The following is a 16,038-nucleotide window of genomic DNA, read 5'->3' as shown; positions in this document are numbered from 1 at the left end:
CATTACTGTCACAAGTGAATTAAAAAAAACAAATGAAGAAGATATTAGCACTCATAGGTATTGCAAGCATTATTTGTGGAATGCTTATACTCACAACATACAAGGCTATACAGGTAAAAGCAAGAGTTAAGAAGATTCCTAAAAAAATTGAATTATCAGAGCTTCCGGAATTTGAATTCGAGAACACTAAAGGCGGAAATTACTCCTATTGGGATATTGAAACAGATAAATCAGTTCTTATTATTCACTTTAGTCCTAAATGTGACATGTGTGATATGGAAGCCAAAATATTATTCAATTATTACAGCGAGTTTCAAAATTCAGAAATCTTAATGGTTTCTAAAAGCAAAAAATTTGACATCAAAAAATTCGCAAAAAAACATCAGCTGGAATCCTTCCCAAATATTCAATTTTTAAAGTATCAGGAAGATCAATTCGAAGAGATTTTTGGCACACAAAAACTTCCAGCTATTCTAATTTTTGATACGCAACTAAAACTATTAAAAAAGATTGAAGAAGCTGTTACAGTAAAAACACTCGTTAAATACACAAGAGCTGCAAATGACCGATAAACAAATAAAACGATCGATCGTTTTCCAACACGACGAGAAAGACTGTGGGGTAGCCTGTTTAAAAAGTATTTTTCGCTATTACAATGGAGACATCTCCCTTGAGAAACTAAGACGAGAGTCTGGTACAAATCCTAAAGGAACAAGTCTCCTTGGTTTATACCAGGCAGTAAATAAACTTGGTTTTACAGCAGATGGCTTACAGGGGGATATTGATGAACTCAAAAAGCTAAATCACCCCGTTATTTTACATCTAAATATAGAAGATCACTTTCAGCATTATGTGGTTTGTTATAAATATGAAAGAGGCAAATTTTATATAGGCGATCCTGCAAAAGGTTTTTGCAAAAAAAAGCCACAGGAATTAGAAGAAGTCTGGCTTTCAGGTTACCTCTTAGATTTAACACCCAATGAAAGTTTCGAAGCCAAAGGATTCAAATCAAATAAAAGCTTTTCGTGGCTAAAAGAACAAATAAGCGAAGACAAACCTCTTTTTATTGCGGCACTTTTTCTGGGAGTTATCATTTCAATACTCAGTTTGTCAACAGCGGTATTCACACAACAAATGGTCGATGATATTCTTCCTAAAAAAGATTTTTATTTATTACTCAAAGGTTTATTCAGTTGGGGTATTCTCATTTTATTATTATCTGTTTTCAATTACCTGAGAAGTTTACTCCTAGCACAACAAACCTTTCGTTTCAATAGTAGAGTTGTCAATTATTTTTTATCGAAACTCATCTATTTGCCCAAAGCATTTTTCGACAGTAAGAAGCAGGGCGATATGATTGCTAGGCTCAACGACAGCCAAAAAATACAATCGGCTGTACAATACGTTATGGGACAAGCAGCTATCGATGCGCTACTTGTCATCATCTCTTTATCTTTCCTATTCTACTATAATGTAGAAACAGCCTTGTTTGCAGCAACAATAATTCCTTTACTACTAATTTTACTCAACGTTTTTTTAGCTCCTGTAAAGAAGATACAGCAGGAAGTCATGCAAAATCATGCTATAAATGAATCCTATTATATCGAGATAATCAATGGTATAAATACCATAAAAACGCATCAAAAAGAAAACTACTTTCAAGCACAAGCCAAAACTATTTACTCCAATTTTCAAGAAAGAATATTTTCATTCAATAAAATTGCCTTAAAGTTTAATTTATCCAACGACATTATCAATTCCTTGGTTCTTATTCTTAGTATCTCTTTTGGTGCCTTCCTGTACCTTCAAGGGAAGATTGAAATTGGAGAACTACTGGCTATTCTAGGTATTATAAGTATTTTAATCGATTCAACCGAAAATTTAATCTTGGCTAATATATCGATTCAAGGTGCTAAAGTTGCTTTGGAACGCATGTTCGATTTTACTGAAGAAAAGTTAGAATACCAAACTACTTCAACAGATGAATCAGCTTTTAATTTTAGTCAACTAAAAATAGAGAATTTACATTTCAATTTTCCCGGACAAATAGAACTTCTAAATAATATAAGCCTTCAAGTTAAAAAAGGAGAGTTGATTTCCATATTGGGTGAAAATGGTTGTGGGAAAAGTACCCTAATTCAAATTATTCAGAGATTTTACGAACCTATAAAAGGTGATATTATTCTTAATAATGATCATTCTCTTAAAAATCTAGATCATCAAGTTTGGCGAAAAACGATAGGTGTTGTCCCACAACAGATTCAGATTTTCAATGGATCTATCTTAGATAATATTTGCTTAGATGAAGCATGCGAACACGAAGAAAGAATTATTGAATTCTGTAAAGAATGGGGATTCGATGATTACTTCTCAAAACTATCTGATTCTTATTACACCCTTATAGGAGAGGAAGGACAAAACATATCAGGAGGTGAAACACAACTACTTGCATTAGCCCGTGCATTATATAACGAACCTCAATTTCTTATACTCGACGAAGCAACATCTGCCATGGATAGAAATACAGAGCAATTTGTACTCAAGATGCTTAACAAACTGAAAAGTGAAATGGCAATTCTTTTTATTACGCATCGTCTGCATATTATAAAATCTTTAAACAGTACAATCTATATTATGGAGTCGGGAAGGATAGAAACATGGGGATCACATGATGAGCTTATGCTGAATGAAAATCTATACAGTGATTATTGGAAAGATTTAGACTATGCTTAATTTATATCAATTCGAAGAAACCTGGGATTCACTAAAACAGCACAAAAACCGAAATATACTTACTGGTTTTGGTGTAGCTTGGGGAATATTTATTTTGGTATTGCTTGTGGGAGCTGGTAGTGGTCTTCAAAAAGGCATAATGGTACTATTTCAGGATTATACTCAAAACAGCATGTGGGTATACGGAGGGCAAACATCTATGTCAAAACCCGGACAAAGAGCTGGTCGTGCTGTACTTTTTCAAAATTCGGAATTAAATCACTTTGCTGAACGCTTTTCTGAAATAGAAGTCATTTCTCCAGAAGTAAAATACTCTGGAAAACAACTCTATTCTGCAAAAAAAAACTACCGTCGTTTTTCTTGTTATGGGGTTAACAGTTCGTATTTTAAAATTAAAACCTACAAAACGGAGCTAGGAAGAATTTTAAATCCTAATGATGAAATCTCCAAAAGTAGGGTGGCAGTAATCGGCAAGGAAATTGCAAAAGTTTTATTTGCCAAAGATGACGCTCTGGGGAATTACTTCTATCTTGATGGTACTTGGCTAAGAGTCGTCGGCATATTAGCCGAGAAATCACTCTTCTCTGATAATGGTCATCATATTTATATCCCTTACCCAACCATGATTGCACAATATAACTATGGTAAGGAATTGGATAATTTTGCATTAGCCCTTAAATCAGATACCTCACCCACAAAATTTGAAAAAGAATTCAAAGATTATCTAGCTTCAAAATACGAATTCCATTCAGAAGATCAGAATGCCATCTACATTGAGAATTTACAAGCAGATGCCAAAGCATTTAATTCCCTTTTTAAAATAATAAATGGTTTTCTTTGGCTAGTTGGTGTTTGCATGATTCTTAGCGGTATTGTAGGCGTGAGTAATATTATGCTCGTCGTTGTTAAAGAGCGAACCCAGGAAATAGGTATACGAAAAGCCATTGGCGCGCCTCCCCGAAGTATTCTCTACATGATCTTGAACGAATCCATTGTTATTACTTTTGTAGCGGGTATCGTAGGACTTATAAGTGCAAGTGGTATCGTTTTATTAATCAATGCAGCCATCGGCGGTATGATCGCTGACAAAAGTTCCATTTTTAAAGGATTGGAAGTGAACCTGCCCATTGCATTAAGTGCTCTTATTTTATTAATCTTATCGGGAGCATTGGCCGGGCTATATCCTGCAAAAAAAGCAGCTTCGGTATTGCCTATAAAAGCACTCAACTCTACAGAAAACTAAACAAATTATACAACATGAAAAATAAAACCAACCTTTATGTTAGTCTTTTCATCCTAATTATTGTTGTAGCTTTCGTCTTACTGCAACAAACAAAATCAGATCACAAATACACAGCTAGTGAGAAACCAAAAATTGTGAATCTGAAATTAAGACAGTACGTTTCAGGCGTATTGATTCCCGAAAGAGAAGTAAAAATTAAATCACAAATTTCAGGCATTCTCAATAAATTATACCACAAAGCAGGTGATACGATTCATACAGGTGACTTGATCGCAGAGATTAGCATTCTTCCCAATCCTCAGAATATTGAAATAGCAGAAAAGACACTTAAAACCTGTCAAATAAATCATGAAAAATGTGAAAAGGAATTCAAGAGATACAAAGAACTTTATGCAAAAGAAGTCATTGCCGAACAGGAATTTGATAAGTATAGGGAATCTTATCTAATTAGTCAGGAAGAGATGTCTTCAGCAAAAAAACAACTCCAAATTATTCAGAAAGGTTACTCTCAATCTCAACAGAACATTCCTAATTTCATTCGCTCAACCGTATCAGGAACTGTCTTGGACATTCCTCTTAAAGAAGGCGCCAGCGTGACTGAAAGAAACAACTACAACGAAGGTTCGACAATTGCTAACATTGCTGATCTACAAAATTTGATATTCAAAGCTAAGGTTAGTGAATCGGATGTTGCCTATTTGAAAAAAGGCATGGCTTTTGAAATTGGAATCAGCGCACTTAAAAATAAAAAACTGAAAGCCACGCTCAGTCATATCACACCCAAGGCAGTTGAAGAAAATGGCATGATGAAATTCGAAATTGAAGCCAAAGTTGAGAATCATCCCGACATACAACTCTACCCAGGTTTTTCTGCTGTTGCCGAAATTGTACTGGACAAAAGAGATAGTGTATTAACGATAAAAGAACGCAATCTGATTTTTAAAAAAGACAGCCTGTTTGTTGAACTGCTGAACGAGAACAACAAAAAAAGCAAACGCCTGGTAAAAACAGGCCTTTCCGATGGCCTAAGAATAGAGATAACCGAAGGTTTAAGCTTGGGAGATCGTGTGAAGGTTCAGACTAACTAGATATCCCCTTCATTTTCGAATAGCTAAAGAACACATTCTATACTGAACAGTGAATTGAAATTTTCGTTAAATTCATTCTTGATAAAAAGAATTATTAATTAACATTTCAAATCAAAGTTATGAAGAATAATGATTTAATACAGGTGGTGTTTACCCCAGAAGAGTTAGCTGAAAACAACAGCCATTTAGATGCTTTGTTGGCCTCGGCAAATACAAACGCACCCGGCTTAACTCCAGAGCAACGTTCCACATTTGGCTCTATAAACGAGACCAATAAATTGTTGGTGAACAAAACCAAGCTGATTATGCGTGAGAATCCCAAATACGTTCCAAACTTTGTGAATATGGAAGAGTTTGAACGGGATTTTATTGCAAGAGAACAGATTGAGAATATGCTTCGTAAGATAGAGCAGCTTCGACAAAAACTGAGCGACACCAAAATCTTATTAGATAATGATAACTATCAAGATTCAATGGCCTACTACCGCTCGGTTCGTTATTTTGCCAACGAACACGACCAAGAGGCTATGCCTCTGTATAACGAATTGAAACAATTCTTTCCAAACCACAAAAATGCAAGCAAAGAAGAAATCTAAAGTAAACTAGCGGAACCCTTTATATAGGGTTTCGCTTTTTCTTTAAACTAAAGGTTCATAGGCCGCCTCTTTTAGGCTTATTCGAGTATCGACATTCAACTATCGAGTATGCAGACACACTTCTTGTTAAAAAAATTACCATCCACCGTGCTTCGAGACACGAAAATCGAGTATCAAACCACTGTTTAGCTTAAAAACATTAGCCCCAATCGTACATCAAACCTCGAGCTATCCTAAGAGTTTTACCCCAAAGCCTAAAGAAATAAAGTTAAATACAATTTCCATATCAGAACATAGAAGATGGTTATTTTAGCTCAAAGCCAATTTACCCAGCTAGTAAGTGGTTTATACCACTTCGGAGCCCGGACGAATTAGGTTAAATAAAAAATCAAACATCCCAATAAGGATAGATGTTTCACCTAAATTTAAACACCTTATTCCGTGGTGATAATATCAATTTAAAAACAAACTCATCTATCTTCAATTTTCTTGCGCAGAAGGCCAAAAACAGAAGCTAAATCAGAATCGATTTATAACTATATCCCTTGCCATCCATCTAACATATAAAAATTTATTACGTAAAGTTTTATTTAACATCACTTAACGGTCTACTAAACATTAATTAAGTACATTTAGTCAGACAAAAAACAAATCACAAGCATACAGTCCCTTAATTCACTAATCAATATGACTAAAACCATCCTTAGTACAGCCCTCTTTTTATTGATTTTACTGACAAGCACACAGGCTCAGGTGCAAATCAGTTCGAGTATTATAGATAAAAAAAGTAAAGCGGCTATACCCTATGCCAATATATCCATAGCAAAAACCACCAAGGGCACCATAAGCAACAAAGATGGGCAGTTCCAATTGTCTATTGAAAATCCGCAAACCGACACTAGAATACTCATCAGCAGTTTGGGTTACCAATCGCTATCGCTCAATATCGACGAAATAACCAAAGCAAAAACCATCGAACTAAAAGCCATTGCTTACGATTTATCGGAGGTAAACGTAAATGCCAGCAGGTTGATGAGCGATCCTAAAAAGATACTGAAAGCCTGCATGAAAGCTGCACCCAGGTTTCGTCCCGATAAACCCTATATAAACAAGGGCTTTTTGCGACAAAGTCACCTGCTAAACAAAAAATATGTGAAACTTATAGAGGCAGCCCTATTCACCTATGCAACACCAGAGGAACCGAAACTCAAGGTGCATATTCTTGAAAAAAGAAACACTTACGACAACAGAGAAATTGATGCCAAAGAACTTTACTTTTTTAAACAGTGGAATGATGTTCGTTATAAAAAGGCACTAAAACAATCGAAGACCTATAAACCCAGTAATGAAGAATTACAAAAATTGATTCGGGATACGGATGAAGAAAGAAATTCAATCAGTAAACTTAGACGACTAAAAACCGCTTATCAGCCAAAAATAGACGATATGTGGCACGATCTGAACAAAATATACAAAAGTAGTATGCATCAAATCAAACTGGATACAATTCTAGACAGAGATGGAGAAGCCATCTACAAAATAAAGATACTACCCACTGCTAAACAACTAAAGAGCTCATATTCTATAAGACTTGGGTATCTACTGATTTCAGCAAAGGATTTTGCTTTGCATGAACTCAAAATTGGGGATGTGGAAAATCCAAAGATGAAATCAAGATATTATCATTCTTACAATCACACGTTAAAATACAAAAAACACAAGGGCAAACTTTACCCCTATTATTACAGATCGTTCGGGCGAGATTTTGCTGGCTATACTTCACTGATGCACCATAGAGATAATGAATTAGCAAAAACCCCTAATCTAATCAAGGAGTTCTTATTCACCGAAATCATCGAAGAGCCTAATCAGATTACTGAGATGCTTCCCAATAAATGGAATGACAAATTGTATATCCCTTCGGAATACCACCCTGAGTTTTGGGAAAACTACAGCATACTGCTGGAGACTAAAAATGAAGCCAAACTACGTGAAGATTTGGAGAGTGAAATCGACATGAAACAACAGTTCAGCAAATCGGCAGACAGCATTAGAATTAATCAAGTAAACAATTAATCATTTTCGCAGGGCTTGTTCATTGATTTCTGCATGTAATAAAAATGAACGTTTCTTTTTGAAGCTATTTAAATACACCCTTTCGACTGTCGACACTTTGTTCACTTCTAGATTATTTTAAAGGTTTTCACAATCTACGGTACCTTAAAAGGGAAAGCTTATCAGATAATCGTAGAATATCCATTCGACATACAATTGTCGTTTCTCCCTTTTCAGGGGAGATTCTGAAGAACAGAGGGGTGTTTGGTATTTGTATTTAAACGTCTTAAAATATTTTAACGCAAAGCTCGCTAAGTCTTTTCGCAAAGGGCGCAACGGATTTCTGTTTCTGAAATCCATTAACTCCAGCATTTATGCTGGAGTTAGCAATAAACAAGAAAAGGGCTTTAGCCCATTGATGTCGTTACTATTATTTTTTTATGAATAAGCCCTAATCATTTATGTAAGCATTGAATAAATAAAGACTCCGAATTTCAAAATAGAGAACAGCTTTAAGTTAATAGCTAAAAACCCTTTTTAAAAACCCAAACCCAATATGAAAAAAACCATCCTCAGTACAGCTCTATTATTCTTAATAAGTATCACTTGCTTTGCGAACACAATCGTGACAGGAAGATTAATAGACTCGCATAAAAACCCGATACCTTATGCCAATATTGTGATAAAAAACACAACAATTGGTACGATTAGCAATCTTAATGGTGACTTTAACATCAACATTCCTGATGAATACAAAGAAGCTTCCTTAGTGTTTTCGTCTATGGGTTTCAAAACACAAGAAATCTTAATCAAAGCATTTGAGAAGCAAGAGATTTATGAAATCGAGCTTGAAACCGCTATTGTCAACTTAAACGAAGTGATGATAAAGGTAAAAGCAACCAATGCCAATGAAATTGTGCAAAAAGCTTTTGATCATTACCTAGATAATTTCCCCACTAGCCCTTTTATAGGTAAAGCTTTTTTGCGACATACCGAGAAAACAAAAACGAAATACAAGTGGCTAGTCGATGCTGCTATTGAAGTCTACGACCCGGGATTTAACCAGACTTCGAAAGATATAAAACTCAATATCAAAGAGATTAAAAGAAGTATTGATAATCGAAGCGTAGATACAGCTACTATCTATTGTTTTTATTTAGGTGAAGTCAAAAACGTGTCCTTAAAAAAATCAGTAAAACGAAAAGACAATCTAGCAGATGAAGATCCCAAAGAGATTAAAAATGCCATACATTTCCAAGATAACCGATTAAGCAATCCTAATGGTTTATTTTCAGGAAGCTTGAATGTTTTAAGATACTACAAACAAAAAGATGCCATTTTTGACAAGAACATACTTAAAAAGCACAATTTTAAAATAGATACTGTCCTGTCTTATAATTCTGATGACATCTATAAAATAAAAATTACGCCAAAATCTCCTTTAGTAAAGCTAAATAAACATTACGGAAAATATTGTTTCCCAATAGGCTGGATTTACATTAGGGCTAAGGATTTTGCCATTGTTGAATTGGAATATACACTTGTGAATAGTGACAAAGCTCAAATCTTCACTAAAATGTATAGATCAAAAATAGCATCCTCCTTCCATATTAAATATATTGAGATTGATGGCAAAATGTACCCCAAACACATCACCTTAAATACACCAAAAGCCAATAATATCTTTAAAATATTGAGTGGTACGGCTCATGGTGCAAAAGCAAATTCTGAAGAATATTACTACGAGACACAAGAAGTTATGTTTAATGAAATCATAACAGATAGTGACATACTAGCTAAAAGCTTAGAGAAGTCTTGGGATTCTAATTTGTTTACACCACGCCCATATAATGCCAAGTTCTGGAAAAGATATTCAAGTATGGTAGAAACTGTAGAACAAAAAATATTTAGAGAAGCTTTAGAGAAAGAACTATCAAATAAAAACGAGAATAAAACAATCAGTAAGAACTAAACTGATTCCACCATGCTACCCACTCTCGAACTAGAACCCTTAAAAAAATAAACTCATGAACAGATTCATTCAATCCATTTTAAAGATTAAAACTCTTTATATTTTTCTCTTTTTACTTCTTATCACTTTTTTAGCTGATTTTACTTATCTCGAATACATAAGTACGGACGAAATCAAAAAAACGTATAATCACGAAAGACAAGTAGAACAAGAAGCAGAAATCTACAACGGACACGATGATTTGATGGCCGATTTTAAAGATGATCTGGCCGAAATTGATCTCGAACCAGTTGAGGATACAAAAACGGGGTCAGTCTATTGGGATGATATTTATTTTAACATCACTTATGTATCAGTTCCACTTACAGCAGGATGTTTTGCACTCTGTTTTCTAATCTTTATTGGTTTCCATTTTACGGAAGAGTATTCAAAAATTCCCTTTGGAGATGTATTTAAATCAACCCTACTTGCTTATATTGTTTTTCCCCTAATGGATTTATTCAAATGCATCTGGTTTGGACTGATACAAACTGAATATCAAATAGTAGATCTACAGGGTGTATCTAAGATTTTAAACCCATCCATTCAAACATTCATGGAATCCCCCGAAGAATACCAATGGTACAATTATCTATTCTCTGATATGAATCTTCAGTCTCTTATCTTTGTGCTACTTATTCCATTCTTTTTAGAAGGTTTAGTTAAGTATAAATACACCGAACTTTTAAAAAAGATGTGGATACCCTTCGTCGGCTATTTTATTGTATTTCATATTGTATCACCATATAAACTCTACTTATGCTTCTTATTCGACTAAAAAGATAATACTAAACATACAATTATGAACAGAAAAATAGCCATACTAAGCATAGCAGTCATATTAGTAATCCTAATTGGAATTCTTATAAAAACTCAGCAAATAAATAAAGAGAATGAATTAGCTGAAGAGACAAAGGTTGAACTCACTGAAATGCCTGAATTCTGTTTCCAGGATACCTTAGGCAAGGTTTTTACCAAAGCCAATTTACAAATAGGCAAACCAACACTAGTGATTCATTTTGGTAATTTTTGTCCTTACTGTCATAAGGAAGCCAAAATTATCGCTCATTATTTTGAGGAGTACAAAGACTTCGAATTGGTATTTGTAACAACAGACAAAACTCCAAATATTAATACTTTTATGGAGAAAAATAAACTGACTGAAAAATCAAATATTAGAGTACTGAGATATGAAAACAATGAATTCGAGGAAGCCTTCGGATCAAAATCATTGCCCTGCCTCTTTATTTTCGACAAGCAATTTAATCTCGTTCAGCATTTTGAGGGAGCTGTTACAGCTCGAACCCTGATTAAATATACACGGGTAGCAAAAATGAGATAAATGAAATGGGAAAGTACTGGTTAAAACTAGATTTACCCATTCCTATTTTTTTCTCTACCTTTGCCAGCAAATTCTAAATTTAGAAATCAGCTTATTATACCGATTATTAAATGAATATAGAGTCCAGTTCGTTACACTCCTAAACTCTCTTCATTTATATATCGGCATTTTATCAAAACTAGTTTCATCATATAAATGATATCATGCAGGAAAACAATACACAAGGAACCGATATATCGACACTGGGTGAGTTTGGTTTGATCAAACACCTCAGCAAAAGCATTAAATTAAATCAAACATCAACCCTTAAGGGCATTGGGGATGATGCAGCCGTTTTAAATCAATCAGGTAAAAAGACTATTGTGACAACCGATCTTTTGGTTGAAGGCATCCATTTTGATTTGATGTATACCCCACTTCGTCATTTGGGATATAAAGCCATTGTTGTAAATGTTTCTGATGTTTATGCGATGAATGCTGAACCCAAGCAGGTGACTGTTTCTATAGCCATATCTAAGCGTTTTACGCTTGAAGCAATTGATGAAATTTACGAAGGAATCAATATGGCTTGCGAGAAGTATAATGTTGATTTAGTTGGTGGCGATACCACGTCATCATTAACAGGTCTTTGTATTTCTGTTACTGCTATTGGTGAAGCTGACGAAGATCAATTGGCTTACCGTAGTGGAGCAAAAGTAAACGATTTAATTTGTGTGACTGGTGATTTAGGGGCGGCATATGCAGGCCTTCAACTTTTGGATAGAGAAAAACGTATTTTCGAGAACAATCCTAACATTCAGCCTGACTTAACAGGGCACGATTATATCCTGGAACGTCAATTGAAACCTGAGGCCAGAAAAGATATCTTCGAGAGCTTACAGGATGCTAAAATCGTTCCGACATCGATGATTGATATTTCTGATGGTTTATCATCAGAACTCTTCCATATTTGCGAAGAATCAAATGTGGGCTGCCAAATTTACGAAGAGAAAATTCCTATCGATTACGAAACACATAAAATGGCTGAAGAATTGAATATGAACTATTCGATTTTTGCCCTTAATGGTGGTGAGGATTACGAACTCCTTTTTACAGTGCCTCTTGACAAATTTGAAGAAATTGAAAAAATTCCTGATGTCAAAGTTATCGGTCATATCTGCGACGCAAGCAAAGGGAAATATATGGTTGCCCGCGACAATACCGAAATTGCACTTCAGGCTCAAGGTTGGACCAACTTTACAGAATAGATTAAGAGATGTGATGATACGCTGATGTGTTAATGGATAAAAAAATACTTTATTATTCATCACAAACAATCCAAATTCAATATATAAAGAACAGGCAGTTTCGAAAGAGGCTGCCTATTTTATTATTTAAAGAGTACCAACCTGACAGGTTTATTTATATTATTCAAATCAAACCAGTCAGGTTTTCGTATAAAAACAAAAAGCGCTTGTTTCTTAATTGAAACAAGCGCTTTTTCTATATAATATCAATAAGATTTTACTCTGGGAAATACCCACGCATAATACCTCTTTTTGAATTCTTCACGAAAAGAATAATCTCGTCACGCTCTGGTGAAGCAGGCATTTCAGCTTCAATGGCTTCAATTGCGGCAAAATTATTCATCCCTTTTTGATACAGGTAACGATACACATCCTGAATCTCACGAATTTTCTCATTTGAATATTCACGACGACGTAAACCTATAGAGTTAACTCCAACATAAGAAACGGGCTCGCGAGCAGCTTTCACAAAAGGAGGAACATCCTTACGAACAAGAGATCCACCCGAAATCATCACATGAGAACCAATGTGTACAAACTGATGAACGGCTACCAATCCACTTAAGATGGCAAAATCATCAATCACAACTTCACCTGCAATTTGAGACGCATTACCTACAATAATGTTATTACCCAACACACAATCGTGAGCAATATGTGAATAGGCCATCAATAAACAGTTATCTCCCACAATTGTTTTACCTTTTGCAGAGGTACCACGGTTAATGGTTACACATTCGCGAATTGTTGTATTGTTCCCAATCTCAACGGTTGTTTTTTCACCACGATATTTTAAATCCTGAGGAACAGCGCCAATAACAGCACCTGGAAAAACATTACAATTTTTTCCAATACGTGTTCCTTCAAGAATGGTTGCATTTGAACCAATACGTGTTCCTTCTTCAATCACGACATCCTTGTCAATGGTAACGAAAGGCTCGATAACCACATTGTCGGCAATTTTTGCCTCCGGATGTACATAAGCTAAGGGTTGCTTCATTTTATATTTTTTATTTACACTTCGGAAGAGTAAAACCGAAAGCCTTATTCTTCTTTCCGATAGATGAAAATTTCTATTCTAGTCTAAAATACCCAGCACAAAAAAATTATTGCTTTTTCGCAATCTGAGCCATAAACTCACCTTCAGCTACAATGGTGTCACCCACATAAGCCAAACCTCTCATATTAGCAATTCCACGACGAATTGGCGACAAGAATTCTAATTTGAAAATTAAGGTATCACCCGGCACAACTTTTTTTCTGAATTTGATATTGTTTTGAGTCAAGAAGTAAGTTCCATAGTTTTCCGGATCATCAACCTGACTTAAAACCAAAATACCACCACATTGGGCCATCGCTTCAACCATTAAAACACCTGGCATAACAGGCTCTCCTGGAAAGTGACCAACAAAAAATGGTTCGTTCATTGTAACATTCTTAACCCCTACGATACTGTCGTCCTGAATGTCGATAATTTTGTCAACCAACAAAAACGGAGGACGATGCGGCAACAATTTCATTACCCCATTAATGTCTAAAACAGGCTCTTTATTAGGATCGTAAGCCGGAACTGAATCTTTTCCCATCTCTTTTTTTATTCTATTGATTAATACTTTAGCCATCTCGGTATTAGGACCGTGACCTGGGCAGGTTGCAATCACTCTACCCTTTATAAACTTACCACAAAGTGCTAAATCACCAATTACATCAAGCAACTTATGACGCGCACATTCGTTATCAAAATACAAATCTAAATTACTAAGAACTCCCTCTTTCACCTCTACACTTTCGTGATCAAACAAGGCTGCAATACGATCCAACTCGTTTTGTTCCATTGGCTGGTCCATAATAACAATGGCATTATCCAAATCGCCCCCTTTAACGAGATTGTTATTTAAAAGAAACTCTAATTCGCGAACAAAAACAAAAGTACGACACATCGAAATTTCATCCTTGTATTCGCTTAAGCTATTCATGCTGGCAAACTGATTTCTCAATACTTTTGAGTCAAAAGAAATCATTGTGTTTACACTAAACTCATCATCCGGCAAAATAATCAATTCCGATCCTTTTGCTTCATCTTTATAAACAATTTTTTCCTTGACTTCAAAATACTCACGATTAGTATTTTGCTCTACTATCCCAACTTCCTCTATTCCTTCAACGTAGAATTTCGAACTACCATCCAAAATTGGTGGCTCCGAAGAACTCAATTCAATCATACAGTTGTCGATACCACAACCATATAAAGCTGACAGAGCATGCTCAACAGTCTGCACTTTACACTCACCTTTTTGAAGAACAGTCCCTCTTGAGGTATCTCCAACATACTCAGCACTTGCCTTAATTACGGGTTGTCCTTCAAGGTCAACTCGTCTAAACTGGTAGCCGTGATTTTCGGCAGCAGGTAAAAATTTAATTGATACTTCAATTCCTGTATGTAGTCCTTTTCCGGTTAAAGAAAATTCTTTTGCTAAAGTTCTTTGTTTATCAGCCATTCTTCCTATCAATCCTCTAGTTCTTATCTAAGTTTCAAGAGATAATCTCTTTTATCCCTCTTCTCTTAATTCTCTTATTTTTTCAACTCTTTCAATTCCTTCTCCAAAGCAATAATCTGCTCGCGCATCTTGGGAAGATTCTTGAACAAAACATATGATTTTTGGTAAGGACCAAATTCAAAAGCAGGTGATCCCTGAAGCACGACCCCCTCTTTCTTAATCGTTCTTCCAATTCCTGACTGAGCGGCTATTTTCACTTCATCCGCAATAGATAAGTGACCTGCTAAACCAACCTGGCCACCAATCATACAATTTTTACCAACTTTACTTGATCCTGCAATACCCGTTTGAGCTGCAATCACCGTATTCTCATCAATTTCAACATTGTGAGCTACCTGAATCAGGTTATCCAACTTCACACCCTTACGGATAATTGTAGACCCCATTGTTGCTCTATCAACACAAGTGTTTGCGCCAATCTCAACATGATCTTCAATTACAACATTCCCAACTTGAGGAACTTTCTTGTAATCATTAGCCGACGAAGGAGCAAATCCAAAACCATCACCACCAATAACGACACCTGAGTGGAAAATACATTCCGCCCCAATTGTACAATTCTCGTATACCTTTACACCTGAATTAAGAATGGTGTTATCACCAATAACAACATTATCGCCCACATAAACATGAGGATAAAGCTTTACATTTTTACCCAGCTTCACATTGCTTCCAACATAAGCAAAAGCTCCAATATAAACCTGCTCACCAACCTGAGCTGTTTTACTCACAAACGAAGGCTGTTCAACACCCACACGTTGTGGCTTACTTTGCTCGTACATTTCTAACAACTGAGCTAAAGCCTGATAAGCATCATCAACCCGAATTAACGTTGCCGCTATTTCCTTATCCGCTACAAAATCTTTATTAACTAAAACAATAGACGATTTAGTCTCATAAATAAAATGCGCATACTTAGGATTCGCTAAAAACGATAGGGTTCCTTCTCTACCTTCTTCAATTCTTGACACATTGTTTACTGAAACAGCACCGTCACCATCGACTTCTCCATTCAGAAACTCTGCAATATCATTTGCTGTAAAATTCATCTTTCTACTTTCTAAATGCCCTGCAAATAAACTAACTCAGAATATTCACTATGAAAACTACCGGCGTTTTGAACTTA

The 16,038-nt window shown here is 35.4% G+C and carries 13 protein-coding genes; 10 read left to right on the top strand and 3 right to left on the bottom strand.

Going from position 1 to position 16,038, the window contains the following annotated elements:
• Positions 1 to 32 precede the first annotated feature (32 nt).
• The 10 genes from EV201_RS14185 (at position 33) to thiL (ending at position 12,315) form a co-directional block, all read left to right on the top strand.
• Complete coding sequence (locus EV201_RS14185) at positions 33 to 572, top strand: peroxiredoxin family protein (protein ID WP_130308306.1); 540 nt, start codon at positions 33 to 35, stop codon at positions 570 to 572.
• The gene (locus EV201_RS14180) at positions 562 to 2,733 is read left to right on the top strand and encodes a peptidase domain-containing ABC transporter (RefSeq protein WP_130308305.1); all 2,172 of its coding nucleotides are present in this window, start codon (positions 562 to 564) and stop codon (positions 2,731 to 2,733) included. The genes EV201_RS14185 and EV201_RS14180 overlap by 11 nt, the downstream gene beginning before the upstream one ends.
• On the top strand, positions 2,726 to 3,976 hold the full coding sequence (locus tag EV201_RS14175; protein ID WP_130308304.1) for an ABC transporter permease: 1,251 nt from the start codon (positions 2,726 to 2,728) through the stop codon (positions 3,974 to 3,976). Before EV201_RS14180 ends, EV201_RS14175 begins: the two co-directional genes overlap by 8 nt.
• A 14-nt stretch (positions 3,977 to 3,990) precedes the next feature.
• A complete protein-coding gene (locus EV201_RS14170; protein WP_130308303.1) occupies positions 3,991 to 5,064 on the top strand; it encodes an efflux RND transporter periplasmic adaptor subunit in 1,074 nt (357 codons plus the stop codon).
• 119 nt (positions 5,065 to 5,183) lie between these two features.
• Positions 5,184 to 5,660, top strand: a complete 477-nt coding sequence (locus EV201_RS14165; RefSeq protein WP_130308302.1) for a hypothetical protein — start codon at positions 5,184 to 5,186, stop codon at positions 5,658 to 5,660.
• Positions 5,661 to 6,347: 687 nt separating this feature from the next.
• Positions 6,348 to 7,736, top strand: coding sequence for a carboxypeptidase-like regulatory domain-containing protein (locus EV201_RS14160; RefSeq protein WP_130308301.1), 1,389 nt, complete (start codon positions 6,348 to 6,350; stop codon positions 7,734 to 7,736).
• A gap of 535 nt (positions 7,737 to 8,271) precedes the next feature.
• Complete coding sequence (locus EV201_RS14155; RefSeq protein ID WP_130308300.1) at positions 8,272 to 9,687, top strand: carboxypeptidase-like regulatory domain-containing protein; 1,416 nt, start codon at positions 8,272 to 8,274, stop codon at positions 9,685 to 9,687.
• A gap of 55 nt (positions 9,688 to 9,742) precedes the next feature.
• Complete coding sequence (locus EV201_RS14150; protein WP_130308299.1) at positions 9,743 to 10,504, top strand: hypothetical protein; 762 nt, start codon at positions 9,743 to 9,745, stop codon at positions 10,502 to 10,504.
• 24 nt (positions 10,505 to 10,528) lie between these two features.
• The gene (locus tag EV201_RS14145) at positions 10,529 to 11,068 is read left to right on the top strand and encodes a TlpA family protein disulfide reductase (protein WP_130308298.1); all 540 of its coding nucleotides are present in this window, start codon (positions 10,529 to 10,531) and stop codon (positions 11,066 to 11,068) included.
• A gap of 203 nt (positions 11,069 to 11,271) precedes the next feature.
• A complete protein-coding gene (gene thiL, locus EV201_RS14140) occupies positions 11,272 to 12,315 on the top strand; it encodes a thiamine-phosphate kinase (protein ID WP_130308297.1) in 1,044 nt (347 codons plus the stop codon).
• Positions 12,316 to 12,571: 256 nt separating this feature from the next.
• On the opposite strand, the gene lpxA is transcribed toward thiL, so the two are convergent.
• The 3 genes from lpxA to lpxD form a co-directional block, all read right to left on the bottom strand.
• Positions 12,572 to 13,354, bottom strand: a complete 783-nt coding sequence (gene lpxA, locus EV201_RS14135) for an acyl-ACP--UDP-N-acetylglucosamine O-acyltransferase (protein ID WP_130308296.1) — start codon at positions 13,352 to 13,354, stop codon at positions 12,572 to 12,574.
• 106 nt (positions 13,355 to 13,460) lie between these two features.
• The gene (locus EV201_RS14130) at positions 13,461 to 14,852 is read right to left on the bottom strand and encodes a bifunctional UDP-3-O-[3-hydroxymyristoyl] N-acetylglucosamine deacetylase/3-hydroxyacyl-ACP dehydratase (protein ID WP_130308295.1); all 1,392 of its coding nucleotides are present in this window, start codon (positions 14,850 to 14,852) and stop codon (positions 13,461 to 13,463) included.
• Between the two features lie 74 nt (positions 14,853 to 14,926).
• A complete protein-coding gene (lpxD, locus tag EV201_RS14125; protein WP_130308294.1) occupies positions 14,927 to 15,961 on the bottom strand; it encodes a UDP-3-O-(3-hydroxymyristoyl)glucosamine N-acyltransferase in 1,035 nt (344 codons plus the stop codon).
• Positions 15,962 to 16,038 lie beyond the last annotated feature (77 nt).

It is taken from the genome of Ancylomarina subtilis, from assembly GCF_004217115.1.
Classification (GTDB): Bacteria; Bacteroidota; Bacteroidia; order Bacteroidales; family Marinifilaceae; genus Ancylomarina; species Ancylomarina subtilis.
Note: the sequence above shows the minus strand (reverse complement) of the source record. Positions and strands in the feature narration are given on the sequence as shown.